Source organism: Nocardia sp. NPDC047648, from assembly GCF_040642815.1.
GTDB classification, from domain to species: Bacteria; Actinomycetota; Actinomycetes; order Mycobacteriales; family Mycobacteriaceae; genus Nocardia; species Nocardia gamkensis.
Map to the genome: position 1 here is coordinate 133,980 of NZ_JBEYSX010000011.1, position 24,876 is coordinate 158,855.

General features: G+C 69.9%; 29 protein-coding genes. 20 read left to right on the forward strand and 9 right to left on the reverse strand.

From position 1 onward, the window contains the following. The first annotated feature begins 95 nt into the window (after positions 1-95). Genes hisD through hisH form a run of 4 tightly spaced genes read left to right on the forward strand, consistent with a single transcriptional unit; the run spans position 96 to position 3,855 of the window. Positions 96-1,433 (forward strand): histidinol dehydrogenase, encoded by a 1,338-nt coding sequence (gene hisD, locus ABZ803_RS22990; RefSeq protein ID WP_040866017.1) that lies wholly within the window; start codon positions 96-98, stop codon positions 1,431-1,433. Continuing rightward, positions 1,430-2,563: a histidinol-phosphate transaminase gene (locus ABZ803_RS22995; RefSeq protein ID WP_357041626.1), complete on the forward strand. Its 1,134-nt coding sequence runs from the start codon at positions 1,430-1,432 to the stop codon at positions 2,561-2,563. The genes hisD and ABZ803_RS22995 overlap by 4 nt, the downstream gene beginning before the upstream one ends. A 45-nt stretch (positions 2,564-2,608) precedes the next feature. Then, positions 2,609-3,223, forward strand: coding sequence for an imidazoleglycerol-phosphate dehydratase HisB (hisB, locus tag ABZ803_RS23000; RefSeq protein WP_357041629.1), 615 nt, complete (start codon positions 2,609-2,611; stop codon positions 3,221-3,223). Next, positions 3,220-3,855: an imidazole glycerol phosphate synthase subunit HisH gene (hisH, locus tag ABZ803_RS23005; RefSeq protein ID WP_357041632.1), complete on the forward strand. Its 636-nt coding sequence runs from the start codon at positions 3,220-3,222 to the stop codon at positions 3,853-3,855. Before hisB ends, hisH begins: the two co-directional genes overlap by 4 nt. A 42-nt stretch (positions 3,856-3,897) precedes the next feature. Here the strand turns inward: hisH and ABZ803_RS23010 are convergent, their stop codons facing one another. Both ABZ803_RS23010 and ABZ803_RS23015 read right to left on the reverse strand, forming a co-directional pair. Then, positions 3,898-4,359: a hypothetical protein gene (locus tag ABZ803_RS23010; protein ID WP_357041635.1), complete on the reverse strand. Its 462-nt coding sequence runs from the start codon at positions 4,357-4,359 to the stop codon at positions 3,898-3,900. 304 nt (positions 4,360-4,663) lie between these two features. After that, a complete protein-coding gene (locus ABZ803_RS23015) occupies positions 4,664-5,176 on the reverse strand; it encodes a nuclear transport factor 2 family protein (protein WP_357041638.1) in 513 nt (170 codons plus the stop codon). A 99-nt stretch (positions 5,177-5,275) separates the two neighbouring features. On the opposite strand from ABZ803_RS23015, the gene ABZ803_RS23020 reads away from it, so the two are divergent. The 5 genes from ABZ803_RS23020 to hisI all read left to right on the forward strand — a co-directional run bounded on the left by ABZ803_RS23020 (position 5,276) and on the right by hisI (position 8,557). Next, on the forward strand, positions 5,276-5,737 hold the full coding sequence (locus ABZ803_RS23020; RefSeq protein ID WP_357041641.1) for a MarR family transcriptional regulator: 462 nt from the start codon (positions 5,276-5,278) through the stop codon (positions 5,735-5,737). Between the two features lie 63 nt (positions 5,738-5,800). Continuing rightward, positions 5,801-6,532 (forward strand): bifunctional 1-(5-phosphoribosyl)-5-((5-phosphoribosylamino)methylideneamino)imidazole-4-carboxamide isomerase/phosphoribosylanthranilate isomerase PriA, encoded by a 732-nt coding sequence (gene priA, locus ABZ803_RS23025; protein ID WP_062970890.1) that lies wholly within the window; start codon positions 5,801-5,803, stop codon positions 6,530-6,532. Continuing rightward, the gene (locus ABZ803_RS23030; protein WP_357041644.1) at positions 6,529-7,344 is read left to right on the forward strand and encodes an inositol monophosphatase family protein; all 816 of its coding nucleotides are present in this window, start codon (positions 6,529-6,531) and stop codon (positions 7,342-7,344) included. The genes priA and ABZ803_RS23030 overlap by 4 nt, the downstream gene beginning before the upstream one ends. 4 nt (positions 7,345-7,348) lie before the next feature. Further along, entirely contained in the window at positions 7,349-8,122 is a 774-nt protein-coding gene (hisF, locus tag ABZ803_RS23035) for an imidazole glycerol phosphate synthase subunit HisF (protein ID WP_357041647.1), read from the forward strand. 87 nt (positions 8,123-8,209) lie between these two features. Continuing rightward, positions 8,210-8,557, forward strand: a complete 348-nt coding sequence (gene hisI, locus ABZ803_RS23040; protein WP_357041650.1) for a phosphoribosyl-AMP cyclohydrolase — start codon at positions 8,210-8,212, stop codon at positions 8,555-8,557. A 12-nt stretch (positions 8,558-8,569) separates the two neighbouring features. Here the strand turns inward: hisI and ABZ803_RS23045 are convergent, their stop codons facing one another. From ABZ803_RS23045 to ABZ803_RS23060, 4 genes are all read right to left on the reverse strand, one after another. Further along, the gene (locus ABZ803_RS23045; RefSeq protein WP_357042015.1) at positions 8,570-9,028 is read right to left on the reverse strand and encodes a MarR family transcriptional regulator; all 459 of its coding nucleotides are present in this window, start codon (positions 9,026-9,028) and stop codon (positions 8,570-8,572) included. Between the two features lie 201 nt (positions 9,029-9,229). Then, the gene (locus ABZ803_RS23050; protein WP_357041653.1) at positions 9,230-9,784 is read right to left on the reverse strand and encodes a permease; all 555 of its coding nucleotides are present in this window, start codon (positions 9,782-9,784) and stop codon (positions 9,230-9,232) included. A 55-nt stretch (positions 9,785-9,839) separates the two neighbouring features. Continuing rightward, positions 9,840-10,295, reverse strand: coding sequence for a peroxiredoxin (locus ABZ803_RS23055; RefSeq protein ID WP_357041656.1), 456 nt, complete (start codon positions 10,293-10,295; stop codon positions 9,840-9,842). 155 nt (positions 10,296-10,450) lie between these two features. Next, on the reverse strand, positions 10,451-10,762 hold the full coding sequence (locus tag ABZ803_RS23060) for a hypothetical protein (protein ID WP_357041658.1): 312 nt from the start codon (positions 10,760-10,762) through the stop codon (positions 10,451-10,453). A gap of 188 nt (positions 10,763-10,950) precedes the next feature. Between ABZ803_RS23060 and ABZ803_RS23065 the strand changes: the two genes are divergently transcribed. From ABZ803_RS23065 to ABZ803_RS23115, 11 genes are all read left to right on the forward strand, one after another. After that, positions 10,951-12,516, forward strand: coding sequence for an anthranilate synthase component I (locus tag ABZ803_RS23065; protein WP_357041661.1), 1,566 nt, complete (start codon positions 10,951-10,953; stop codon positions 12,514-12,516). Beyond that, the gene (locus tag ABZ803_RS23070) at positions 12,513-13,337 is read left to right on the forward strand and encodes a TIGR02234 family membrane protein (protein ID WP_357041664.1); all 825 of its coding nucleotides are present in this window, start codon (positions 12,513-12,515) and stop codon (positions 13,335-13,337) included. Before ABZ803_RS23065 ends, ABZ803_RS23070 begins: the two co-directional genes overlap by 4 nt. 183 nt (positions 13,338-13,520) lie before the next feature. Beyond that, positions 13,521-14,339, forward strand: a complete 819-nt coding sequence (trpC, locus tag ABZ803_RS23075) for an indole-3-glycerol phosphate synthase TrpC (RefSeq protein ID WP_062970871.1) — start codon at positions 13,521-13,523, stop codon at positions 14,337-14,339. Then, a complete protein-coding gene (trpB, locus tag ABZ803_RS23080; protein WP_357041668.1) occupies positions 14,336-15,604 on the forward strand; it encodes a tryptophan synthase subunit beta in 1,269 nt (422 codons plus the stop codon). Before trpC ends, trpB begins: the two co-directional genes overlap by 4 nt. Further along, positions 15,601-16,401: a tryptophan synthase subunit alpha gene (gene trpA, locus ABZ803_RS23085; protein WP_357041671.1), complete on the forward strand. Its 801-nt coding sequence runs from the start codon at positions 15,601-15,603 to the stop codon at positions 16,399-16,401. Before trpB ends, trpA begins: the two co-directional genes overlap by 4 nt. 283 nt (positions 16,402-16,684) lie before the next feature. Beyond that, a complete protein-coding gene (lgt, locus tag ABZ803_RS23090) occupies positions 16,685-17,833 on the forward strand; it encodes a prolipoprotein diacylglyceryl transferase (RefSeq protein ID WP_357041674.1) in 1,149 nt (382 codons plus the stop codon). Between the two features lie 250 nt (positions 17,834-18,083). After that, a complete protein-coding gene (locus ABZ803_RS23095) occupies positions 18,084-18,617 on the forward strand; it encodes an NINE protein (protein WP_357041678.1) in 534 nt (177 codons plus the stop codon). Between the two features lie 179 nt (positions 18,618-18,796). Beyond that, on the forward strand, positions 18,797-19,549 hold the full coding sequence (locus tag ABZ803_RS23100) for an amino acid ABC transporter substrate-binding protein (RefSeq protein WP_357041681.1): 753 nt from the start codon (positions 18,797-18,799) through the stop codon (positions 19,547-19,549). Between the two features lie 12 nt (positions 19,550-19,561). Then, positions 19,562-20,230 carry an amino acid ABC transporter permease gene (locus ABZ803_RS23105; protein WP_357041684.1) on the forward strand — a complete coding sequence of 223 codons (669 nt, stop codon included), beginning with the start codon at positions 19,562-19,564 and terminating at the stop codon, positions 20,228-20,230. Between the two features lie 103 nt (positions 20,231-20,333). Beyond that, positions 20,334-21,752 carry a pyruvate kinase gene (gene pyk / locus ABZ803_RS23110; protein ID WP_174371804.1) on the forward strand — a complete coding sequence of 473 codons (1,419 nt, stop codon included), beginning with the start codon at positions 20,334-20,336 and terminating at the stop codon, positions 21,750-21,752. A gap of 95 nt (positions 21,753-21,847) precedes the next feature. Then, entirely contained in the window at positions 21,848-22,660 is an 813-nt protein-coding gene (locus tag ABZ803_RS23115) for an acyl-CoA thioesterase II (protein ID WP_357042018.1), read from the forward strand. Positions 22,661-22,662: 2 nt separating this feature from the next. Here ABZ803_RS23115 and ABZ803_RS23120 read toward each other — a convergent pair whose 3' ends face one another. The 3 genes from ABZ803_RS23120 to ABZ803_RS23130 all read right to left on the reverse strand — a co-directional run bounded on the left by ABZ803_RS23120 (position 22,663) and on the right by ABZ803_RS23130 (position 24,623). After that, positions 22,663-23,088, reverse strand: coding sequence for a hypothetical protein (locus tag ABZ803_RS23120; protein WP_357041688.1), 426 nt, complete (start codon positions 23,086-23,088; stop codon positions 22,663-22,665). Positions 23,089-23,244: 156 nt separating this feature from the next. Beyond that, positions 23,245-23,865 carry a low molecular weight phosphatase family protein gene (locus ABZ803_RS23125; protein ID WP_357041691.1) on the reverse strand — a complete coding sequence of 207 codons (621 nt, stop codon included), beginning with the start codon at positions 23,863-23,865 and terminating at the stop codon, positions 23,245-23,247. A 245-nt stretch (positions 23,866-24,110) separates the two neighbouring features. Continuing rightward, the gene (locus tag ABZ803_RS23130) at positions 24,111-24,623 is read right to left on the reverse strand and encodes a DUF4188 domain-containing protein (RefSeq protein WP_357041694.1); all 513 of its coding nucleotides are present in this window, start codon (positions 24,621-24,623) and stop codon (positions 24,111-24,113) included. Positions 24,624-24,876: the final 253 nt, after the last annotated feature.

Consider the following 24,876-nt stretch of genomic DNA (forward strand, 5'->3'; position numbering starts at 1 on the left):
CCGGACCACGGCGATAACGGCTCGCATCGGCCCATTAGGCTGGTAGCGGCAACTTTCCTGTTGCGGATTCAGCTGGAGACAAGGACCGACACCACATGACATCCCGCATCGAGCTCGCCCGCGTCGATCTGCGCGGTCGTACTCCCTCCGTCGCCGAGCTGCGCGCCGCGCTGCCGCGCGGGGGAGTCGACGTGGACTCGGTGCTGCATCAGGTGCGTCCGGTGGTCGAGGCGATCCGTGATCAGGGCGTGTCGGCGGCGCTGGAGTTCAGCGAGCGCTTCGACGGGGTGATCCCGGCGACGGTGCGGGTGCCCGCGGCCGAGCTGGAAGCCGCGCTGGAACGGCTGGACCCGGCGGTCCGCGCGGCGCTGGAGGAGTCCATCGCCAGGGCGCGCAAGGTGCACGCCGATCAGCGGCGCACGGACAAGACCACCGAGGTGGTGCCGGGCGGCACCGTCACCGAGCGCTGGGTGCCCGTCGAGCGGGTCGGCCTGTACGTGCCGGGCGGTAACGCCGTCTACCCGTCCAGCGTCGTGATGAACGTGGTGCCCGCGCAGACCGCGGGCGTCGGCTCGCTGGTGGTGGCCTCACCGCCGCAGGCGCGGTTCGGCGGGCTGCCGCACCCCACCATCCTGGCGGCCGCGCAGCTGCTCGGCGTCGAGGAGGTATGGGCGGTCGGCGGAGCGCAGGGCGTGGCGCTGCTGTCCTACGGCGGCGTCGACACCGACGGCGCGCAGCTGGAGCCGGTGGACCTGATCACCGGGCCGGGCAACATCTACGTCACCGCGGCCAAGCGGCTGTGCCGCGGCCTGGTCGGCATCGACGCCGAGGCGGGCCCCACCGAGATCGCCGTCCTCGCCGACGCGACCGCCGATCCGGTGCACGTCGCCGCCGACCTGATCAGCCAGGCCGAGCACGACGTGCTCGCCGCCAGCGTGCTGGTCACCGACAGCGAGCAGTTGGCCGACGCGGTGGACGCGGCGCTGACCACGCAGCTGACCGTGGTCAAGCACGCCCACCGGGTGGGCGAGGCGCTGCGCGGCAAGCAGTCCGGCACCGTCCTGGTCGACGACATCGAGCAGGGCCTGCGCGTGGTGAACGCCTACGCCGCCGAGCACCTGGAGATCCAGACCGCCGACGCGGCCGCGGTCGCGGCGCGGGTGCGCAGCGCCGGAGCGGTGTTCGTCGGCGCGTACGCGCCGGTCAGTCTGGGCGACTACTGCGCGGGCTCCAACCACGTGCTGCCCACTGCGGGCTGCGCGCGGCACTCCTCCGGGCTGAGCGTGCAGACCTTCCTGCGCGGGATCCACGTCGTGGAATACACCGAAGCGGCGCTGAAGGATGTCGCGGGCCACGTGGTGGCGCTGGCGAACGCCGAGGACCTGCCCGCGCACGGCCAGGCCGTGCAGGCGCGTTTCGAGGCCCTCTCGTGACGCGCGCGGCGAGCGCGCCCGGCGCGGACCTGACCCTGGACGACCTGCCGCTGCGGGATAACCTGCGGGGCAAGAAGCCTTACGGCGCACCGCAGTTGACGGTGCCCGTCCAGTTGAACACGAACGAGAACCCGCATCCGCCCAGCCGGGCGCTGATCGACGACGTCGCCGAGTCGATCCGCGCCGCCGCCGCGGACCTGCACCGCTACCCGGACCGCGACGCCGTCGCGCTGCGCACCGACCTGGCGCGGTATCTGACCACGCAGACCGGTATCGCGGTGGACACCGGCAACGTCTGGGCCGCCAACGGCTCCAACGAGATCCTGCAGCAGTTGTTGCAGGCCTTCGGCGGACCGGGCCGCAGCGCGCTGGGGTTCGTGCCCTCGTACTCGATGCACCCGATCATCTCCGAAGGCATCGACACCGAGTGGATCGAGGCGAAGCGCAACGCCGACTTCTCCCTCGACATCGATCACGCCCTGGCCGCGATCGCCGAGCGCGCCCCCGACGTGGTGTTCGTGACCAGCCCGAACAACCCCACCGGGCACAGCATCCCGCAGGAGGACCTGGCGCGCATCCTCGCGGCCGCCCCCGGCATCGTGGTGGTCGACGAGGCCTACGGCGAGTTCTCCGCGCAGCCGAGCGCCATCGGGCTGATCGACCGTTACCCCGCGAAGCTCGTGGTGACCAGGACGATGAGCAAGGCGTTCGCGTTCGCCGGTGGGCGCCTCGGCTATCTGGTCGCCGCGCCCGCGGTGATCGACGCGATGCTGCTGGTGCGGTTGCCCTACCACCTGTCGGTGGTCACCCAGGCCGCCGCGCGCGCGGCCCTGCGGCATGCCGACGAGACGCTCGGCAGCGTCGCCGAACTCGCCGCCCAGCGCGACCGGGTTGCGGCGGCATTGCGCGAGCTCGGATACGACGTGATCCCCAGCGACGCCAACTTCCTGCTGTTCGGCCGCTTCGCCGACGCCGCGCGCAGCTGGCAGCGCTACCTCGAGCACGGCGTGCTGATCCGCGACGTCGGCCTTCCCGGCTATCTGCGCACCACGATCGGCCTCGCCGCCGAGAACGACGAACTGCTGCGGGTCAGCGGGCTGCTGGCAGACAGCGACCTGGCACCCCGATGAACCAGCGCCGAGAAGCCATCGGCGACAACTCGATTGGACGTGAGCATGAGTAGGACCGCCAGGGTGGAGCGGGTCACCAAGGAATCCGGCATCGTCGTCGAGCTGGATCTGGACGGCACCGGCAAGACCGAGATCGCCACCGGCGTCCCGTTCTACGACCACATGCTGACCGCGCTCGGCGCGCACGCGAGCTTCGACCTGACCGTGCGGGCGGAGGGCGACACCGAGATCGAAGCGCACCACACGGTCGAGGACACCGCGATCGTGTTCGGTCAGGCGCTCGGCAAGGCGCTGGGCGACAAGACGGGGATCCGCCGGTTCGGCGATGCCTACATCCCGATGGACGAGACGCTGGCGCACGCCGCCGTCGACGTGTCCGGCCGCCCCTACTGCGTGCACACCGGAGAGCCGGAGCACTTGGTGCACACGGTGATTCCCGGGTCCGGTCCCGGCGCGCCGTACTCCACCGTGCTCAACCGCCACGTGTTCGAGTCGATCGCGTTGAACGCGCGTATCGCGCTGCACGTGCGGGTGCTCTACGGCCGCGATCAGCACCACGTCACCGAGGCCGAATTCAAGGCGGTGGCCCGTGCGCTGCGCGCCGCGGTGGAACTCGATCCGCGGGTGAGCGGGGTCCCCTCGACGAAGGGAACGCTGTGAGCGCGAAAACGGTGGCCCTGCTCGACTACGGGTCGGGCAACCTGCACTCCGCCGAACGGGCGCTGACCAGGGCGGGCGCCCGCGTCGATGTGACCGCGGACCCGCAGGCCGTGCTCGCCGCCGACGGGCTGGTCGTGCCGGGCGTCGGAGCGTTCGCCGCGTGCATGGCGGGGCTGCGTGCGGTGCGGGGCGAACGCCTGATCGGTCAGCGGCTGGCCGGCGGGCGCCCGGTACTGGGCATCTGCGTCGGCATGCAGATCCTGTTCGAGCGGGGTGTGGAATTCGGCGAGCAGAGCGACGGGTGCGCCGAATGGCCCGGCACGGTCGAACGGCTGTCGGCGCCGGTGCTGCCGCACATGGGGTGGAACACCGTCTCCGCCCCGCCCGACAGCGTGCTGTTCGCGGGCCTCGACGCGCAGACCCGCTTCTACTTCGTGCACTCCTACGCCGCGCAGACCTGGGACCTGCCGCCCAGTGAGCACTTCGCCGCGCCCAAGCTGACCTGGGCCGAGCACGGGGTGCCGTTCCTGGCCGCGGTGGAGAACGGCGCGCTGTCGGCGACCCAGTTCCACCCGGAGAAATCCGGTGACGCGGGCGCCCACCTGCTGCGCAACTGGGTGAACTCGCTGTAGGACGGATCCCGCGCGCCGAGGCGCGCGGGATCGCCGCCGCGGTCAGTGCTTGCGGACCTTGCTGACCAACCAGCGTCCGTCGACGTTGTCCACCGTCACGGTCATCGCCATGCGGCTGGTCTGCGGCAGACCGTCGGTCTCATCGCTGGTCACCGTCCGCACCACGTCAACGTCCACCTCGGCCCGATTGTCGTCGCCGGAGACGATGCGGCAGTCGGCCGAGTTGGCCTCGGCGCGGCTGTGCGCGGCCTCGGCACTGGATTGGATGTTGGCGCGGAAGTTCTCGAACTCGGCGCGGAACTCTCCGGTGCTGAGGTCGAGCATCCGGCGGGCGTGTTCGCCGAACCGCGCGTAGTCGTAGGTCGCCGCGGCGGAGCCGAATTCGCATCCCGCCAGGCGCGCCTCCTCGGGCGCGGCGGCGTTGGCGGCGGGTGCGGCGACGAACGCCGCGAAGCAGGCTGCTGCCGAAAGCGACAGGGCGGCAGCGATTTCAGATCGTGACATGCACTTCCTCGGTGCGAAAGGGAAGCGGCGACCGGGGATGATCGCCGAGCGGAGACGTTACCTTCCGCGCCGCCCGTGCCGCGGTTATGCCGACTCCTGCCGATGACCGGGCTGGTAGGTCCGGGCATACGCCGACCCGTCGCCGCGGTTCCGCCAGTGATCGTCAGGTCCTGCGGGCGGCGGGGCGCGGTGATCAACGGCTACCTGGTGGGACGCGTGCGGGGGCTCGTCGACGACAGCCGGGTCGTGCGCAGTGCGCGTTGCGCGCCTCGCCTGTCATCGCAGCCGTGCTCGCCGCGCCGATTCAAGGACGTGTGCCGGTGGACCAGATCGGGGTGGTCTGCACTCGGGACAGCCGCCAGCCCTCCGCGGTGCGGACTGCGTCGAAACGGTAGACCTCGCCGAGGGTGTACTGCGGCCGCGGAATCGTCCCGTCGGAGGAGGCGGATGCGAAAGTGGCGATCAAGTTGGCCCGCACGTCGGCCGTGTCGCCGCGCAGCTCGATCAGCACGTTGCCGATCACGTGCTGAATGCGTTTGTCCTCGCCGTGGTTGCGGCTCGCCTGGGCGATCAGCGCGTCGCGCCCCTCGGCCGTGCCGCCGGGCGTCTTCGCGGTCGCGTCCGGGGTGTAGATCGCCCGCAGGTCCTCGAAGCGGCCCTCGTCCAAGGCGCGGCCGAGCCGGTCGACCAGAGCGGTGATCTGCCCGCGGTCCAGCATCTCGCGCACCTCCGGCGTGGGGGTGGCGGAGGCGCAGGCGGCGGTCAGGGCGGCCAGCGGGAGAACGAGCAGGGGGAGGGCCGAGCGAATCTTGCGCATCGAAGTCGCCTTCCGAACAGAACGTTGGCGTGTCCAACGTTGGTGACTCCAACGTAACAGATCGTGGGTGCTGCCAATAACTCTTGTTAGAGTGGCCGCATGGACATCGCGCACGACGACGCCGCGGGACGGCTCCGCGTCCTGCCCACCAGGCTGGTCAATCAGGTCGCGCTGGTGGCGAATCGGGCGACCGAGCGGGCGCTGGAGCCCACCGGCTCCCGGCGGCACCACTACGCGCTGCTGGCCACGCTCGGTGAGTTCGGTCCGGCCAGCCAGGCGGAGCTGGGCAGGCGCACCCGCATCGACCGCAGTGACGTGGTCGCGGCGGTGAACGATCTCGCCGCCCGCGGGCTGGTCGAGCGCAACCCCGACGCCGCCGACCGCCGCCGCAACATCGTCACGCTCACCGCGGCGGGCGCGCGCCACCTCGACGATCTCGACGAGCGCCTGAAGGTCGCCCAGGACGAATTGCTCGCGGGGTTCTCCGAGCGCGATCGGCAGACCCTGGTCACGCTGCTGACCCGGATCCTGGACGCGCACGCGGCGGGCCCGCCGCGGTGATCGACGTCCCATCCGCCCAGGCCCTGCACTCGGACGCGGCCGGGTAACCACTAGGCTGCTCTCGTGAGTCTTGTGCTGCTACCCGCCGTCGATGTCGCCAACGGAGAGGCTGTGCGCCTCGTGCAAGGAGAGGCCGGCAGCGAAACCAGCTACGGCTCGCCTCGCGAGGCGGCGCTGGCCTGGCAGGAAGCCGGCGCGGAATGGGTGCATCTGGTCGATCTGGACGCGGCGTTCGGGCGCGGCTCGAATCGGGAACTGCTGGCGGGCGTGGTCGGCGAACTCGACGTCAAGGTGGAACTGTCCGGCGGCATCCGCGACGACGAGAGCCTGGAGGCGGCCTTGTCCACCGGCTGCGCCCGGGTGAATCTCGGCACCGCCGCGCTGGAGGACCCGGTCTGGTGCGCGAAGGCCATCGCCCGGCACGGCGAGCGCATCGCGGTCGGCCTCGACGTGCGCATCATCGACGGCGAGTACCGGCTGCGCGGCCGCGGCTGGGTCAGCGACGGCGGCGATCTGTGGGAGGTGCTCGAGCGCCTGGAGCGCGACGGCTGCTCGCGTTACGTGGTGACCGACGTGACCAAGGACGGCACGCTCACCGGCCCGAACCTGGACCTGCTGCGCGAGGTCTGCGCGGCCACCGACGCACCCGTCATCGCCTCCGGCGGCGTGTCCACCATCGCGGACCTGGTCGCGATCGCCGAACTCGTGCCCGACGGCGTCGAGGGGTCGATCGTCGGCAAGGCGCTCTACGCGGGCCGGTTCACCCTGCCCGAGGCGCTGGCCGCGGTGAGATGACCCGGGAACTGTCGAGCCTGCTCGTGGCGGCGAGCGAGGTCCTGGATTCGGTGTGTTCGCGGTTCGTCGAGGGTATCGGCGCGCCGAGCGCGGTCGAGAAGGGCCGCAACGATTTCGCCACGGAACTCGACCTGGAGCTGGAGCGCACCGTCTCCGCCGAGTTGCTGCGCCGCACCGGGATCGAGGTGCACGGCGAGGAGTTCGGCGGACCGCAGCTCACCTCCGGCACCGCGTGGGTGCTCGACCCGATCGACGGCACGTTCAACTACTCCTCCGGGCATCCGCTGTCGGGCATGCTGCTCGCGCTGGTCCGCGATGGGGAACCGGTGCTGGGACTGACCTGGCTGCCGCTGCTCGGCCGCCGCTACGCCGCCATGGCCGGGGGCCCCGTGCTGCTGGACGGGCAGCCGCTGCCGCCGCTGCCGCGCGGGAAACTCGCCGAGGCCATGATCGGTTTCGGCGCGTTCAACGTGGACGCGCACGGCCGCATCCCCGGACAGTTCCGCTTCGACCTGCTCGGACCGCTGAGCAGGCTGTCCTCCCGGGTGCGCATGCACGGTTCGACCGGCATCGATCTGGCGTTCACCGCCTCCGGTGTGCTCGGCGGCGCGATCGTGTTCGGGCACCATCCCTGGGACAACGCGGCGGGCGTCGCCTTGGTGCGCGCGGCGGGCGGCGTGGTCACCGACCTGGTGGGCAGGCCGTGGACCATCTCCTCCGGCTCCGTGCTCGCGGCCGCGCCCGGCGTGCACGAGGAACTGCTCGACATGATCTGCACGGTCGCCGATCCGGCGGCCGCGGAGGAAGGGTGAGGCAATGACGTTGGCCGTACGGGTGATCCCGTGTCTGGACGTCGACGCGGGACGGGTGGTCAAGGGCGTCAACTTCGAGAACCTGCGCGATGCGGGCGATCCCGTCGAACTGGCCGCCCTCTACGACGCGCAGGGCGCCGACGAGCTGACCTTCCTCGACGTGACCGCCTCCACCGGTGACCGCGGCACGATGATCGACGTGGTGACCCGCACCGCCGAGCAGATCTTCATCCCGCTCACCGTCGGCGGCGGGGTGCGCACGGTCGAGGACGTGGACCGCCTGCTGCGTGCGGGCGCGGACAAGGTCTCGGTGAACACCGCCGCGATCGCGCGACCGGAGGTGTTGCGCGAGATGTCCGAGCGCTTCGGCTCCCAGTGCATCGTGCTGTCGGTGGACGCGCGCACCGTGCCGGACGGGCAGCCGGAGACGCCCTCCGGCTGGGAGGTCACCACGCACGGCGGCAAACGCGGCACCGGCATCGACGCCGTCGAATGGGCGGTGCGCGGCGCCGAACTCGGCGTCGGCGAGATCCTGCTCAACTCCATGGACGCCGACGGAACCAAGGCCGGTTTCGACCTGCCGATGATCCGCGCCGTGCGGGGGGCGGTGACGGTCCCGGTGATCGCCAGCGGGGGCGCGGGCGCGGTCGAGCACTTCGCCCCGGCCGTGCACGCGGGCGCCGACGCCGTGCTCGCGGCCAGCGTGTTCCATTTCGGCGATCTCACCATCGGCCAGGTCAAGGATTCGATGCGGGCGGAGAAGATCGTCATCCGGTAGCGGTTGGCGGAAATCCGCCGAACTCCAGCGCTCCCGGGTGCACTGACCGGGTACTGCGCGCCACGGCGCCCCTGTTATAACGGTGCCATGAGTCTCGATCCCGCTATCGCCGCCCGTCTCAAGCGCAACGACGCCGGGCTGGTCTCGGCCGTCGCGCAGGAACGCGCCACCGGTGACGTGCTGATGGTCGCGTGGATGGACGACGAGGCGCTGGCGCGCACGCTGGAAACCCGTAAGGCGACGTACTATTCGCGCTCCCGTCAGCAGTACTGGGTCAAAGGGGAGACTTCCGGCCACACCCAGTACGTGCACGAAGTGCGGCTCGACTGTGACGGCGACACGATCCTGTTGGTCGTCGATCAAGCGGGGGCGGCCTGCCACACCGGCACGCACACCTGCTTCGACTCGGATGTGCTCCTGGCCCCGCGATCCTGAGCAGGCGCCGGGCTAGCCGCCGTTCTGGCGTTGGTCGTCCGTCGCCGGGGTGAGTCCGCCGAGCTGGTCGAGTTGGTCGAGCGCGTCGACGAGCCGCTCGGCCAGCAGTTCGCCCAGTTCGGCGACCTGGGCCTTCTGCGCGTCGTCCAGGCCGTCGAAGACCAGGTGCCGCACGGCCGCCAGATATCCGGGCGCGGCCTCGACGACCTTCAGGTACCCGTCGTCGGTGAGCACGGCGTGCACGCCGCGCCGTCCCGCGGTCGCCGAGCGTTGTGCCCAGCCCATCCGCTCCAGCTTGGAAACCACGTGTGACAAGCGCGATAGCGATGCATTTGCCTTGTGGGCAAGCTCACTCATCTGCAATCGGTGGCCCGGTTCCTCCGACAACAGGGTCAGTACCCAGTACTCGAAATGCGTCACGCCGGACTCGCGCTGGAGCTGGGTGTCCAGAGCCCCTGGCAGTCGCGTCATCAGCGCCACGATCGCACGCCAAGCGCGTTGTTCGACCGGGTCGAGCCACTTCGTCACTGTGTGCCTTCTTTCAAGCCAAGTGACGTGGTTTTGTTCGTTGTCCTAGTGATTGTCGAGAAGCTTGTGCACAGTCACCCGCGACAACGAGTTTGCCACGACTTCGCTCGACCGTCATAAAGATGCTGCATGACGTGAGTTCACTCACACGCCGCTCGAGGGCGTCTGCTCGGTCTTCGGTCGGCGCGGATGCGTGCGCCGCCACCGGCGCAGCAGCAACAGCGCTACCGCGAGCAGGAGCAGCAGTGCCGCGACGACGGCACCGGTGAGCGCGGCGCCACGGAAGGCGGGCGCGTCGACATCCAGGATCCGTTCGCCCGCGTGGGCGGCGCTGCTGTTGCCGAGCACGATGGTCAGCGTCATCAGGTTGGGCAGCGCGAACAGGATGGCGACGACCCCGGCCGCACCGGCGAGAAACTTGCCTGCCTTGCGCCGCCACACCAGCACGGCGAACAGCAGCAGGAAAAGGGTGACGATGGTGCAGATCCCGCCGAAGAACAGGCCCCAGCCGATGCCCTTGGCGAAACTGCCGTGCACCATCGATCCCACCCGCTGCGCCCACCAGCGCGGGATGAACGCGGACAGGATGAAGTAGAGAACGACGAGGACGGCCAGCAGCACGGCGCCACCGATGATCCGGGTGCGCCAGACGGCTGCGGTGGGTTTGCCCTCGCCGGGCTGGACCTCGGTCGAAGTCATGGATCCAGCCTAGGCCGCACCGCCGCCCTGCAGCGGCTGCGGCGCGCCGCGCGGACTACTTGGTGCGCAGGTAGTTCAGGGCTTCGTCGGCGTGCACCGCGGCGCGCAACTCGCCGGTGATGACCTTGCGAATGGTGCGGTCCGTGTCGATGACGAACGTTTGCCGCTTCACCGGCGCGAGTTTGCCGAGCAGGCCGCGCTTCACGCCGAACTCGGCGGCGACGGCGCCGTCGGCGTCGGAGAGCAACGGATAACCGAGGCGCTGCTTGTCGGCGAAGCCGGCCTGGGTGTCCACGTTGTCGGTGCTGATGCCGACGCAGGTGGCGCCGAGCGCGGCGAACTCGGCGGCGAGGTCACGGAAGTGACAGGCCTCGGCCGTGCACACGGGCGTATTGGCGGCGGGATAGAAGAAGAGGACCAGGGGGCCGTCCGCCAGCAGCGCGTCGAGCGAGCGGGGGGTGCCGGACTGATCGGGAAGCTCGAAAGCGGGGGCGAGCTGTCCTTGCTGCATAGTGGGAAAGCCTACCGGGCGCTTGGTCGTATCGGGTATCCCGCTCTCCGGCGGCGGCGGTCGGGAAACCACGCTCCGTTGCTCGTGCCCGTCGAGGCGCCGCCCGCGCTCCGATCGTCGCGCCGGTGGCCGGGCACGAGCCGTGGGTGTGCCGGCTACGCGCCGATGAGCGCCGCCACCTCAGGGTTCTTGATCGCCATCACATCGAGGATGCCGTGGGCTCGCAGGAACGGCCGAAGCTCTTTGATGCGGTGGCTGTGGACGGCGTATTCGTCGGGAAAACGATTCTTGTCCAGGGACTCCAGTGCTTTGACGTAGGTGACGAAGGATGCGAGCGCGTTGCTCGGAGCACCCTGGGGGTAGGCGGGCTGGCCGGTGGCCCCTGGGCGCGGGGCGTGCGGGCGCGGGACGCTGTGGTTCGGGATGTGCCGAGGACCCTCGGGCGCTACCGATTGCGAGGGGTACATCAGTTGTCTCCTCTCGAGATGGATACCGCATGCGACGTGGAACGCCGCGAGTGTAGTGAGCGCCGCCACACCTCCGGCGGCCGCGTGAGAACCGGACGGTCGACCTGATTTGTCGCGTTTGTCGCGTCCGGCCCCGTGTCACCGGCACCGCTCACCGGTCGATCGGCCCGGCCTGGGATGATGAGTGCATGCCAGGCGCGTCCACTCCCACCACCACGACCCGCGAACAGTTCCATCAACTGGCCGCGGAGCACCGGGTGGTCCCGGTGACCCGAAAGGTCTTGGCGGACTCCGAGACTCCGCTGTCGGCCTACCGCAAACTCGCGGCCGACCGGGCGGGCACCTTCTTGTTCGAGTCCGCGGAGAACGGCCGGTCGTGGTCGCGCTGGTCGTTCATCGGCGCGGGGAGCCCGTCGGCGCTGACCGTGGTGGACGGCGAGGCGGCCTGGCTCGGCAGCGTCCCGGCCGACGCGCCCTCCGGCGGCGATCCGCTGGTCGCGCTGCGCGAGACGCTGGAACTGCTGCGCACCGAGCGCTTGCCAGGACTGCCGCCGCTGACCGGCGGCATGGTCGGGTACCTCGGCTACGACGCGGTGCGCCGGATCGAGCGGCTGCCCAGCCTGGCGCTGGACGACTTGCGGCTGCCGGAGATGGTCCTGCTGCTCGCCACCGACCTGGCCGCGTTCGACCACCACGAGGGCGCCATCACGCTGATCGCCAACGCGGTCAACTGGAACGGCACCGCCGAGCGCGTCGACGAGGCCTACGACGACGCGGTGGCCCGGCTGGACCGGATGACCGCCGCGCTCGGCGCGCCCGCCGAATCCACCGTGTCGGTCTTCGACCAGCCCGAGCCGCGGTACCGGCGCAGGCGCACCACCGAGGAGTTCGGCGCGGGCGTGCGCCGCCTGGTCAAGGAGATCGAGGCGGGCGAGGCGTTCCAGGTGGTGCTGTCCCAGCGTTTCGAGATGGACTACGACGGGTCGCCGATCGACCTGTACCGGATGCTGCGCGCGTCCAATCCCAGCCCGTACATGTATCTGCTGCACATCCCGGACGGCCATGGCGGCACCGCGTTCTCCATCGTCGGCTCCAGCCCGGAATCGCTGGTCACCGTGAAAGACGGTGTGGCGACGACCCATCCGATTGCGGGCACCCGCTGGCGGGGCGGCACCGAGGAGGAGGACCTGCTGCTGGAGAAGGGCCTGCTCGCCGACGAGAAGGAGAACGCCGAGCACCTCATGCTCGTCGACCTCGGCCGCAACGACCTGGGCCGGGTGTGCGAGCCGGGCACCGTGCGGGTCACCGAGTACCGGCACATCGAGCGCTACAGCCATGTCATGCACCTGGTGTCCACGGTGTCGGGCCGGTTGGCGCCCGGCCGGATCGCGCTGGACGCGGTGCGGGCGTGCTTCCCGGCGGGCACCCTGTCCGGTGCGCCCAAGGTGCGCGCGATGGAACTGATCGAGGAACTCGAACCGACCCGGCGCGGCGTCTACGGCGGCGTCGTCGGGTACCTGGACTTCGCCGGTGACGCCGATACCGCCATCGCCATCCGCACAGCGCTGCTGAAGGACGGCACGGCCTACGTGCAGGCGGGCGCGGGCGTGGTCGCGGACTCGAATCCGGAATACGAGGACGTGGAGTCGCGCAACAAGGCGATGGCGGTGTTGAAGGCGGTCGCGGCGGCCGGAACGGTGCGGGCCTACGGCACGGAGCCGGAGCCGGATGCGGCGGACGGCGGATCGCTATGACAGCTGCCCATCCCGAAGACGAACCCGGCCCGGCGCGGGAGTCCGCCCCGGAGACCGGCGGGCCGGAAGCCGGTCCAGCCGCACCGGATTCCGCCGCACGCACCGAGCCGGCGGACACGGGAAGCGAGTCGCGCCGGAGATACCCTGTGGCCCCGGTCGCGCTGCTCGCCGTCGCCGCCGCCGCGCTGTGGGCGTCGTCCCGGATGACCTGGGTGACGGTCAGCTCTTCCGACGGCCTCACCCAGCCCCGCACCGATCATCTCGACGGCGGGGTGTGGTTCGGCGCGCTCACGCCGCTGGCGCTGGTGCTGCTCGCGTCGATCGCGGCCGTGCTGGCCACCAAGGGCTGGCTGCGGCGCGTGGTCGGCGTGCTGATCGCGTTGGTCGCGGCGGTGGCCGCGGTGCCCGCGTTCGCGCTGCTGACCGATTCCGGCAAGATCACCGAACGGGCCGCGACACTCGCCGAGCTCCCGGCGCGCGCCCAAGTGGAAACGGCGACCACGTCGGCGTTCCCGGCCGTGCTCGCGCTGCTCGGCGCGCTCGCCGCGTTCGGCGCGGGCGCGCTGCTGGCCCGGATGCCCGCCGAGGCGGCACGGATGTCCGGCAAGTACGACAACCCGGTCTTCCGGCGCGCCGACGCCACCGCGGAGGTCGCGCAACGGCGCGCGCAATCCCCGGACGATGTGTCCTCGCCCCAGCTGTCCGAGCGCGTGCTGTGGGACGCGCTGGACGCCGGGACCGACCCGACCGACGAGCCCGCTGCCGGGCCGCCGGGTCCGGCGGACCCGGAGCACGGTGAGGCGGACCGACGTGGCCGCTGAGCTGTTCCCGCACGGCGGGTGTGGCGGGTACCACCTTGCGCGGAGCCCTTCCGCATGGTTGAACCCGAGCCCCGGCGCATCCGCGCCCGGTAGGTCCATTTATTCTTTGTCAGCATCGGTGAGACAGCGCCTGGGGGGATTCTCAGGTAGCAAGTCCGTCTCCCCAGAAAGGATTCGAGCCAGATGACGGTACTCGACTCGATTCTCGACGGGGTCCGCGCGGATGTGGCCGCTCGGGAAGCCCTTCTCGATTTCCAGGCGGTCAAGGCGGCCGCCGCGGCCGCGCCCGCGCCGCTGGACGCCCGCGCGGCGCTGCTCGAGGACGGCATCGGCGTGATCGCCGAGGTCAAGCGGGCAAGCCCGTCCAAGGGCGAGCTGGCGGACATCCCGGACCCGGCGAGCCTGGCCAAGTCCTACGAGGACGGCGGCGCGCGGATCATCAGCGTGCTCACCGAGGGCCGCCGCTTCAACGGGTCGCTCGACGACCTGGACGCGGTCCGCGCCACGGTGAACATCCCGATCCTGCGCAAGGACTTCGTCGTCGGCCCCTATCAGATCCACGAGGCGCGCGCGCACGGCGCGGACGTCATTCTGCTGATCGTCGCGGCACTGGAGCAGGACGTGCTGTCCTCCCTGATCGACCGCACCGAGTCGCTCGGCATGACCGCGCTGGTCGAGGTGCACACCGAGGAGGAGGCCGACCGCGCGCTGGAAGCGGGCGCGTCGGTGATCGGTGTGAACGCCCGCAACCTCAAGACGCTCGAGGTCGACCGCGACGTGTTCGCGCGGATCGCGCCCGGACTGCCCACCGAGGTCATCCGGATCGCCGAATCCGGCATCCGCGGCACCGCCGACCTGCTGGCCTACGCGGGTGCGGGCGCGGACGCCGTTCTCGTCGGCGAGGGCTTGGTGACCAGTGGCGACCCCCGCGCGGCGGTCTCGGAACTGGTGACCGCGGGCACCCACCCGTCCTGCCCGAAGCCGGCACGGCGGGGCCGGTGACCGGCGTGGCAGCGGTACCACAGGCCAGTGACGGCGTCGCCCAGCGCAGCGGCCACGAGCCCGATGTGGGCGGGCACTTCGGCGTCTACGGCGGCAGGCACGTCCCCGAGGCCCTGATGGCCGTCATCGAGGAGGTGACCGCCGAATACGAGAAGTCCCGGATCGACGAGTCCTTCCTCAACGAGCTGGACCGGTTGCAGCGTGACTACACCGGCCGCCCGTCGCCGGTGTTCGAGTGCACGCGGCTGGCGGAGCACGCGGGCGGCGCTCGCATCCTGCTCAAGCGCGAAGACCTGAACCACACCGGCTCGCACAAGATCAACAACGTGCTCGGCCAGGCGCTGCTCGCCAAGCGGATGGGCAAGACCAGGGTGATCGCGGAGACCGGCGCCGGCCAGCACGGCGTCGCCACGGCGACCGCCTGCGCGCTGCTCGGCTTGGACTGCGTCGTCTACATGGGCGCGGTCGACACCGCCCGCCAGGCGCTGAACGTGGCGCGCATGCGCCTGCTCGGCGCCGAGGTGATCTCGGTGACCTCCGGTTCGCAGACCCTCAAGGACGCCATCAACGAGGCGCTGCGCGACTGGGTGACCAACGCCGACGACACCTACTACTGCTTCGGCACCGCCGCGGGCCCGCACCCGTTCCCGATGCTGGTGCGCGATTTCCAGCGCATCATCGGCATGGAGGCTCGCGCCCAGGTGCAGGCCGCCACCGGCGGGCTGCCCGACGCGGTCGTCGCCTGCGTCGGCGGCGGATCCAATGCCATCGGAATCTTCCACGCGTTCCTCGACGACGCCGACGTCCGGCTGATCGGCTACGAAGCGGCCGGTGACGGCGTCGACACCGGCAGGCACGCGGCCACCTTCACCGGCGGCACGCCGGGAGCGTTCCAGGGCGCCTACTCGTATCTGCTGCAGGACGAGGACGGCCAGACCATCGAGTCGCATTCGATCTCGGCAGGCCTGGACTATCCGGGTGTCGGCCCGGAGCACGCCTACCTCAAGGACGTGGGCCGCGCCGAGTACCGGCCGATCACCGACACCGAGGCGATGGACGCGCTGCTGCTGCTCAGCCGCACCGAGGGCATCATCCCCGCGATCGAGTCGGCGCACGCGGTGGCAGGCGCGCTGCAACTGGGCAAGGAACTCGGCCCCGGCGCGGTCATCCTGGTGAACCTCTCGGGCCGCGGTGACAAGGACATGGACACGGCAGCACGGTGGTTCGGGCTGTTCGACGACGAGCCGAAGGAGGAGGGCCGGTGAGCCAGCAGTCCCGCTTGGCGAACACCTTCGCCGCCTGCCGCGCCGAAGGTCGCGCGGCGCTGATCGGCTACCTGCCCGCCGGCTACCCCGATCTCGCCGGTTCGATCGAGGTCGTGCGCGCCATGGTCGACGCCGGATGCGACATCATCGAGGTCGGCGTCGCCTACTCCGATCCGGTGATGGACGGCCCGACCATCCAGGCCGCCGCCGAGCAGGCGTTGCGCGGCGGCGTACGGGTGCGCGACGTGTTCACGGTGGTCGAGGCGATCACCGGCGCGGGCGGCAAGGCCGTCGTGATGAGCTACTGGAACCCTGTGCTCAAGTACGGCGTGGATCGCTTCGCGCGGGATCTGGCCGCCGCGGGCGGTGCGGGCATCATCACCCCGAACCTGATTCCGGAGGAGGCCGACGACTGGTTCGTCGCCTCGTCCACGCACAACCTGGACCGCATCTTCCTGGTCGCGCCGTCGTCCACCGAGGAGCGCCTGGTGAAAACGCTCGAGGCCAGCCGCGGCTTCGTCTACGCGGCCTCGACCATGGGCGTCACCGGCGCCCGGGACGTGGTGTCCTCGGCCGCGCCCGCCCTGTGCGCGCGGATCCGGACGCACTCCGACATCCCGATCGGCGTCGGGCTCGGCGTCCGCTCGGGCGAGCAGGCCGCCGAGATCGCGTCCTTCGCCGATGGCGTGATCGTCGGCTCGGCGCTGGTGAGCGCGGCGGGACAGGGTCTCGATGCCGTCCGGGCATTGACGGCGGAACTCGCCGAAGGCGTTCGCTCGGCCACCGTGGCGTCCTAGGAAGGCGGTTCGGCCGGGCGGCGAAATCGGCCCGGCCCCGCCGCTGTGACACGAGACCGGCGATCCCGTCCGGCGGACCTGACGCGGACGAGCCGGTGCTACGGATGGCGCGATTCCCGTCGAAGGACATGCGAGTCACGGGAGCGCGCTCGGCCGCGCCCGCCGCAACCACGGGGATCTCGCGGCGCTACCGATGGGCGGGGCGACGCGATGGCGCGCCTCACCACGACAAGGGCGGTGCGGTGGTGGCGTGGCGGCCGAGCTTCTCCGCTACGGTGACCCCGTGACGTTACGAGTCCTCGCAGACAGTGTCCTGGCCGACGGCGGCGTCAGCGGCGCCCTGCTGGCCTACATCCCCAGCCCCGCGCGGGGCGTGTGGCAGCTCGGCCCGTTCCCGCTGCGGGCCTACGCCCTGTGCATCATCCTCGGCATCGTCGTCGCGATCTGGTGGGGCGAACGACGCTGGCGCGCACGCGGCGGGCAGCCCGGCGCGATCCTGGACGTCGCGATGTTCGCGGTGCCGTTCGGTCTGGTCGGCGGCAGGCTCTACCACGTGGCCACCGATTGGCAGAAGTACTTCGGCGCGGACGGCAATCCGGTCGACGCGCTGAAGATCTATCAAGGCGGGCTCGGCATCTGGGGCGCGGTGCTGCTCGGCGGCATCGGGGCGTGGATCGGCTGCCGGGTGTACCGGATCCCGTTGCCCGCCCTCGGCGACGCGGTCGCCCCGCCGATCCTGCTCGCCCAGGCCATCGGCAGGGTCGGCAACTACTTCAACCAGGAACTGTACGGCCGCGAGACCGACCTGCCCTGGGGCCTGGAGATCTACCGGCGGGTGGGCGACGACGGCAGGCTCGACATGATGAACGGCGCCTCCACCGGCGTGGTCGACAAGATCGTGCATCCCACCTTCCTGTACGAACTGCTGTGGAACGTGCTCGTCGTCGTGCTGTTGGTGTACGTGGACAAGCGTTTCCGGATCGGGCACGGCCGCCTGTTCGCGCTGTACGTCGCCGGCTACTGCTTCGGCCGGTTCTTCATCGAACTGATGCGCGCCGACGAGGCGACGAAGATCGCGGGCATCCGGATCAACTCGTTCACCTCCGCCGTCGTATTCCTCGCCGCGATCGCCTACTTCGTGTTCGCGACGAAGGGCCGCGAAACGCCCGAGCAGCTGCAACCCGGCGCGAGCCCGCGGCCGTGGCCGTGGCAGATCCGCGCCCTGCGCGAGGCCGGGGCGGCGCCCGGAAAGTCCGCGCCGACCAGCGAATCCACGACCGGCATCGATGCACCGACCTCCGAGAGCGCGGTGTCCGAGGCCGAGTCCGGCTCGGCGGAGCCGGGCGGGCAGCAGGCGGGCGAGACCGGCGAGGCTTCCCGGACCGCCTCGGAGAAGGCCGATTCGGGAAAGTCGAACTCGGACAAGAACTGATCACCCGGTACAGCCGGGAGCCGAAGGGTACGGTTCTCGACTCGACCCGGCACCGTCGGCACGGAATCGCCGCGGCGGCAACGTTCGGGCGATCCGTCGCGATAACTGTGCGCGGGGCCGAATGCCACCAGGGCGACAACCAGGTCGATCCCCGTGACAATGGCTCGTGATCGTCGCGAAACGGCAGTTCGGCGATTCAGCAGGACCGGGGGCCGACCAGAGGGTGCCCGCACGACCGAGGAGGACCTGAGTGACCGACCCTTACCAGCAGAATCCGGAAACCGGTGGCCCGCAGTACGGCCCGCCCGGCACCGGTCCCGATCTGACCAAGCGGCTGGACGCGCAGAACCAGCCGCAGTACAGCGCCCCGTCGGACCCCTACGGCCAGCCGCAGTACAGCGCGCCATCGGACCCCTACGGTCAGCCCCAGTACGGCCAGCCCGTCGATCCCTATGGTCAACAGCAAATGGGCTACCCGGGCGTCCCCTACCCGGTCGGGCCGCAGGGCTACAACCCCAACGACCCGGAGGCGCCCTGGGGCCGTGACCCTTTCGGCGTACCGCTGTCGGACAAGCAGAAGCTCGTCGCGGGGCTCCTGCAAATCTTCCTGGGCAGTTTCGGCGTCGGCCGCTTCTACCTCGGATACACCGGCCTCGGCGTGGCTCAGCTGGTCGTCGGCATCCTCACCTGTTTCACCGTCGGCTGGATCTGGGGCATCGTCGACGGCGTCCTCATGCTCACCGGCAAGGTGCCCGACAGCAACGGCCGCCCGCTGCGCGACTGATCTCGGCGGAACCGGCAGGCGGGAGCGGGGTGCCCGCCTCCCGGTCGACGCGGGTGACAGCCCTGCGCAACCCTTGCGCGCACCATGATCGCGATACTGTCGCTCGCGGCGGTCCGGGCGTAGCATGACCGGATTCGCGTGCCGTGTGTGGAACGCCACGCACCGAAGAGAGGGATTCCGTGCGCCGTAAGTTGTTCGCCGCCGCCGTGCTGGCCATCCTTGCCGCCACCGGGCTGACCGCGTGCGGCGGGAGCGACCCGAACGTGCTGAAGGTCGGTACCGAGGGCACCTACACCCCGTTCAGTTACCAGGGCTCCGACGGCAAGCTCACCGGCTACGACGTCGAGGTGATCCGTGCGGTCGGCGACAAACTCGGCAAGAAGGTCGAATTCGTGCAGACGCCGTGGGACGCCATCTTCGCAGGCCTGGAGTCCAAGCGCTTCGATCTGGTGGCGAATCAGGTGACCGTGAACGACGAGCGCACGGCGAAATACGCGCTGTCGGCGCCCTACACCACCTCGGCGGGCGTGATCGTCACCCGCGCCGACAACAACGCCGTCACCGGGCTTGCCGACCTCGCCGGGAAGACCTGCGCGCAGTCGGCCACCAGCAACTGGAGCAAGGTCGCCACCGACGCGGGTGCGAAAGTCGAGGCCGTGGAGGGCTTCGTGCAGGCCATCCAGCTGCTGAAGAACGGCCGCGTGGACGCCACCGTCAACGACAACCTGGCCGTCGCGGAGTACACCGCGAAGACCGGTGACACCAGTGTGAAGATCGCCGCCCGGACCGGATCGGTGAGCAAGCAGGCGTTCGCGGGGCGCAAGGGCGACGCGCTGATCACCGACGTGGACAACGCGCTGAACCAGCTGCGCGCCGACGGCACGCTGGCGAAGATCTCCCAGAAGTATTTCGGGACCGACGTCAGCCAGTAGCCGACATCGTTCATGGACGCCGCCACCCGGAATCTCATCTGGCACAACCTGTGGCCGATGCTGCAGGCCACCCTCACCAAGACCCTGCCGCTCACCGCGATCAGCTTCGCCGTCGGCCTGGCGCTCGCGCTGTTCGTCGCGCTGGCCAGGATGTCGCCGGTGTGGCCGCTGTCGGCGGCGGCCCGCTGTTACATCTCGATCATTCGCGGCACACCGCTGCTGGTGCAGTTGTTCATCGTGTTCTACGCGCTGCCGCAGTTCGGCATCGTGATCGATCCGTTTCCCGCGGCGGTCATCGCGTTCAGTCTCAACGTCGGCGGCTACGCGGCCGAAGTGGTGCGGGCCGCCATCCTGAGCGTCGCGGCGGGGCAATGGGAGGCGGCGCAGGCGCTCGGCATGTCGTATCCCTTGACGCTGCGGCAGATCATCCTGCCGCAGGCCGCGCGCATCGCCGTACCGCCGCTGTCGAATACGCTGATCTCCCTGGTCAAGGACACCTCGCTGGCCTCGACCATCCTGGTGACCGAGCTGCTGCGCGTCGCCCAGCTCGCCGCCGCGCCGACGTTCGATTTCTTCGCGCTCTACGGGGTCGCGGCGCTGTACTACTGGGTGATCTGCCTGATCCTCGGGTTCGGGCAGACCCGGCTGGAAACGAGGTTGGCCCGTCATGTCGCCCGATGAGTATCCGTTTGTACCTGCCGCGTGGCTGTCGTTCATATTTTTCACCAAGGTTTCACCGTGGCCACGGCAGGACCTGCCCACCGAGCGGGACTAGGCTCTACTCGTGATGCGACGGACGAAGATTGTGTGCACGCTCGGCCCGGCCACTGCCACCGAGGACCGTATCCGCGAACTCGTCGAGAGCGGCATGGACGTGGCTCGGCTGAACTTCAGCCACGGCGAGCACAGCGACCATGCCGAGAACTACAAGAAGGTGCGTCAGGCGGCCGACCACCTCGGCCGGGCGGTCGGCATTCTCGCCGACCTGCAGGGTCCCAAGATCCGCCTGGGACGCTTCCTGGAAGGCAGAACCGTCTGGGCGACGGGCGAAGAGGTCCGCATCACCGTCGACGACGTCGACGGGACCCACGACCGCGTGTCCACCACCTACAAGGAGCTGGCGCAGGACGCCAAGGCCGGCGACCGCTTGCTGGTCGACGACGGCAAGGTGGGCCTCACCGTCACCCGCGTCGACGGTAACGACGTGGTCTGCCGGGTCACCGAGGGCGGCCCGGTCTCCAACAACAAAGGCGTCTCGCTGCCGGGCATGGACGTGTCGGTGCCCGCGCTGTCGGAGAAGGACATCGAGGACCTGGAATTCGCGCTGAAGCTCGGGGTGGACTTCATCGCGCTGTCGTTCGTGCGGTCCCCGTCCGACGTCGAGCTGGTGCACGACGTGATGGACCGGGTGGGCCGCCGGGTGCCGGTGATCGGCAAGCTGGAGAAGCCGGAGGCGATCGACAACCTGGAGGCCGTGGTGCTGGCCTTCGACGCGGTGATGGTCGCGCGCGGCGACCTCGGTGTCGAACTGCCGCTCGAGCAGGTGCCGATCGTGCAGAAGCGCGCCATCCAGATGGCCCGGGAGAACGCCAAGCCGGTCATCGTCGCCACGCAGATGCTGGAATCGATGATCGAGAACTCCCGCCCCACCCGCGCCGAGGCCTCGGACGTGGCGAACGCGGTGCTCGACGGCGCCGACGCGGTGATGCTGTCGGGCGAGACCTCGGTGGGCAAGTACCCGATCGAGACGGTGCGCACGATGGCGCGCATCGTGCACGCGGTGGAAACCGAATCGACCAGGGTGCCGCCGCTGACCCACGTGCCGCGCACCAAGCGTGGTGTGATCTCCTACGCCGCCCGTGACATCGGCGAGCGGCTCAACGCCAAGGCGCTGGTCGCGTTCACCCAGTCGGGCGACACGGTGCGCCGCCTGGCCCGGCTGCACACTCCGCTGCCGCTGCTGGCGTTCACGCCGCTGCCGGAGGTGCGCAGTCAGCTGGCGCTGACCTGGGGCACCGAGACCTTCATCGTGCCCACGGTCGACAGCACCGACGCCATGATCCACCAGGTGGATGTAGCACTTCTGTCGATGGACCGATACCAGAAGGGTGACCTGGTGGTCATCGTCGCCGGGTCGCCGCCCGGTACCGTCGGTTCCACCAACCTGATCCACGTTCACCGAATCGGTGAGGAGGACCACTAGTGAGTGCTTCCCTGAGCAGCCCCGTCGACATCGCGGATCCGCACGCGCCGCGCTCCGACCTGGATGTGCTGCTTGGCCTGCTCGATCTCGAGCAGATGGACGAGGATGTCTTCGTCGGCCAGCACCCGGAGAAGGTATGGAGCCGGACCTTCGGCGGTCAGCTCGTCTCGCAGGCCATCATCGCGGCGGGCCGGACGGTCGGTGACCGTCCGGTGCACGCCGTCAACGCGCATTTCGTGCGCGGCGGCGATGTGAAGAAGCCGATCGAGTACCGGGTGGATCGGCATCGCGACGGTCGCGCGTTCGCCAACCGCACGGTGACCGCCAGCCAGGACGGCCAGGAGCTGTTCGTGATGCTCGCCGCGTTCCAGGATTGGGGCACGGGGCTCGAGCACGCGCACGCTCAGCCGGACGTACCGGATCCGGAGACGTTGCCGCGGGTGGAGGAGAGCTTCGAAGGCTTGGAGGACAAGCTGGAGATGTTCGTCAAGGCGCCGCATCCGATCGATATGCGCTACACCAACGATCCGGCCTGGATTCTCAAGGGCACCGGGGAGCGGCTCAACCACAACCGCGTGTGGATGCGCGCGGACGGCAGGTTGCCCGACGACCCGCTGATCCATGTGGCGACGCTGGGTTATTCGTCCGACACCACGGTGCTGGACTCGATCATCACCACCCACGGGCTGTCGTGGGGTCTGGACCGCATCGTCGCGGCCACGGTCAACCACTCGATCTGGTTCCACCGCCCGTTCCGTTTCGACGAGTGGGCGCTGTACTGCACCGAGTCGCCGGTAGCCGCGGGCTCTCGTGGCCTCGCGACCGGCCGCTTCTACTCCCGCAGCGGCGATCTGCTGGCCACCACGGTGCAAGAGGGACTCATCCGCCACTTCCCGCCGCGGCGCTAGAACTAGAGCAGTTCGCGGTCGCGATCGATGTCCAGGTCGACGTCGGTGCGTTGCGATGCGCGGATCGAGACCGGGATCCCGCCTCCCGGCTCGGTTCGCGCCAGCCCCGAGACGGCGTGCAGCAGTTCGTGTTCCAATGCGGCCATGTGGGCGCCGGTCAGCTGATCCGGTGCACCGACCAGGCTGAGCGCGATTTCGTAGGTGCCGCGGTTGCCGGGAATTCCGCCGGGCGGATCCGCGCGGCAGCCGCTCTCGAGCGCCAGGTGGGCCGGGTCGTCGGCGTCGACCGGCAAGGTGAAGCGCCAGGCGAAAACGTCACGGTCGGCGAGGTGGTCGTCGACCACCTCGCGCACGGTGTCGACGACGCGTTCGAGTATTTCCGGTGTCACATAAACATGGAGCGAAACATCCGAAATGCGTTTCGGCATGTCTGATTCCTGTCCTGTGTCGACGCAGCAACGGCGGAGAATGGTGTCCGGCGGGAGTTTAGTGCGTCGGGGAGGGAAAAGGACACAGCCGCGTGGTAACAGGTTGATACGCGGTCTATCCGGGCGCCTTGCCCGGTGCGGTCGTCGCCGCGGCGGTCACCGGGTGCGCTGGGCGGCGAGGAAGGTCGCCAGCGGCGCAGGCGCGCCACCCGGGCGGATCACCAGTCCCCGGCGCTCGTCGTGTGGCCAGCGCGGCTGCTCGTGCGGGGCGAGCGCCAGCAGCAGCGGTACGAGCGCCTCGGCGATACGATCGCCGACGTCGCAGAAAGCCTGGGCGGACAGCCCCACCGGGTCGGCGATGTTCTCCCGGCCGACCAGCGACAGGTCGTTGCGCGCGCGGTGCAATTCGGCGACCGTACGCGCGCCGGTGACGTGCGCGATGCGGTGGGCCTCCAGCAGCGTGAAGGTGCGCGCGCCCGCGCCGAAGGCCGAGTCGATCGCGTGCTCGCGAATCTGCTCGGTCATCGTGAGGACCAGGTCGGCCTTATCGATCATCTCCGGCTTCAGGCGACGGGCCCGGAAGTTGCTCGCGTCCGCGCCGAGCCCGGTGATGGTCTGCGCGGCGAGCGGCTCGACCGGAAATCCGACCAAGGCGCGGGTGCCGGCGCTTTCGGCGGTGAGATAGGGGAGATCGTGTTCGACCGCGAGGGCGCGAGTGAGCCGCTCGGCGATCACCGACCGACAAACATTGCCGTTGCAGACGAACAGGACGTGCATACAGAACACGATAAACGGCAGGGAGGCTACCAGACGGTCCCAAGTCGTTGGTCCCACATGTGGGAACAACATATTCATCTGCCCGTAGCGCGCCGTACACGAAGCGCGCCGTTTTCGGCCACCGGCCTGCGACGTGCGTCACTCCGAAGAGCGGTGTGGTGCGATTCTATTCATGGCTGTACCCCCGGGCTCACGCGCTCAAACGCTGCTTTGTGATTTCCTTGTGATATGACAGCCGGCGCGGCCTACTCGGATTCGTCGCTGTAGTAGATGGATTCGGGCACGACCGGTTCGACCTCGGACGGACTGCCCTCGACTCGGCCGCGGGTGGAGAACCGGTGCCCACGTGAGGCGACGACGGGCGCGAACCGTGCCAGTCCCGTCGCCGGGTCCATGTCGTCGTACATCGCGTCGATGCCGCCGCGGGCGAAGTAGGCCTCGTGCCAGAACCCGGTGCCCCCGGAGTCGCGCAGGAACTTCTGCCACCAGTCCCGGTGTGGCGCCGTCCGGGTCCACGCTTCGAGGCTGTCCAGATCGCGCCAGTACTGCCGCGCGCCCCAGTGCGGCGGCAACAGCGCCCACACGACGTCTTCGTGCAGCAACAACCCGTCCGGCCGATCTTTGTGCGAGCGATAGAGTTTGGGCCCCAGCCCGAGCAGCCGCAGCATCCCCCTCGGCCGCCGCACCCGCATGCCGATGTAGATGACCACCAGATCCGGATACCCGGACAGATCCACAGTGGTCCTGTTCACTCGCATCGCATACCTCACCGCCCGGCCGTCGATGCCGCCACATGGACAACGATCCACCGACCGTATCGGTTCGATGAAAACGGAACTCCGGTTACTCGTGACCTCGGCGCCGCGTCGCCGATCACCCACCGCCGGCATACGAGCCGACGGAGCCGCGCTCCAACCGAGGCACCGGGCCCCGCGAGCGGGCTCGAAGCGACGGTGCGAAGCGATCCACCGATCCGCGGGCCAGACGCGTGGAATCCAGAAAATCGGCTGC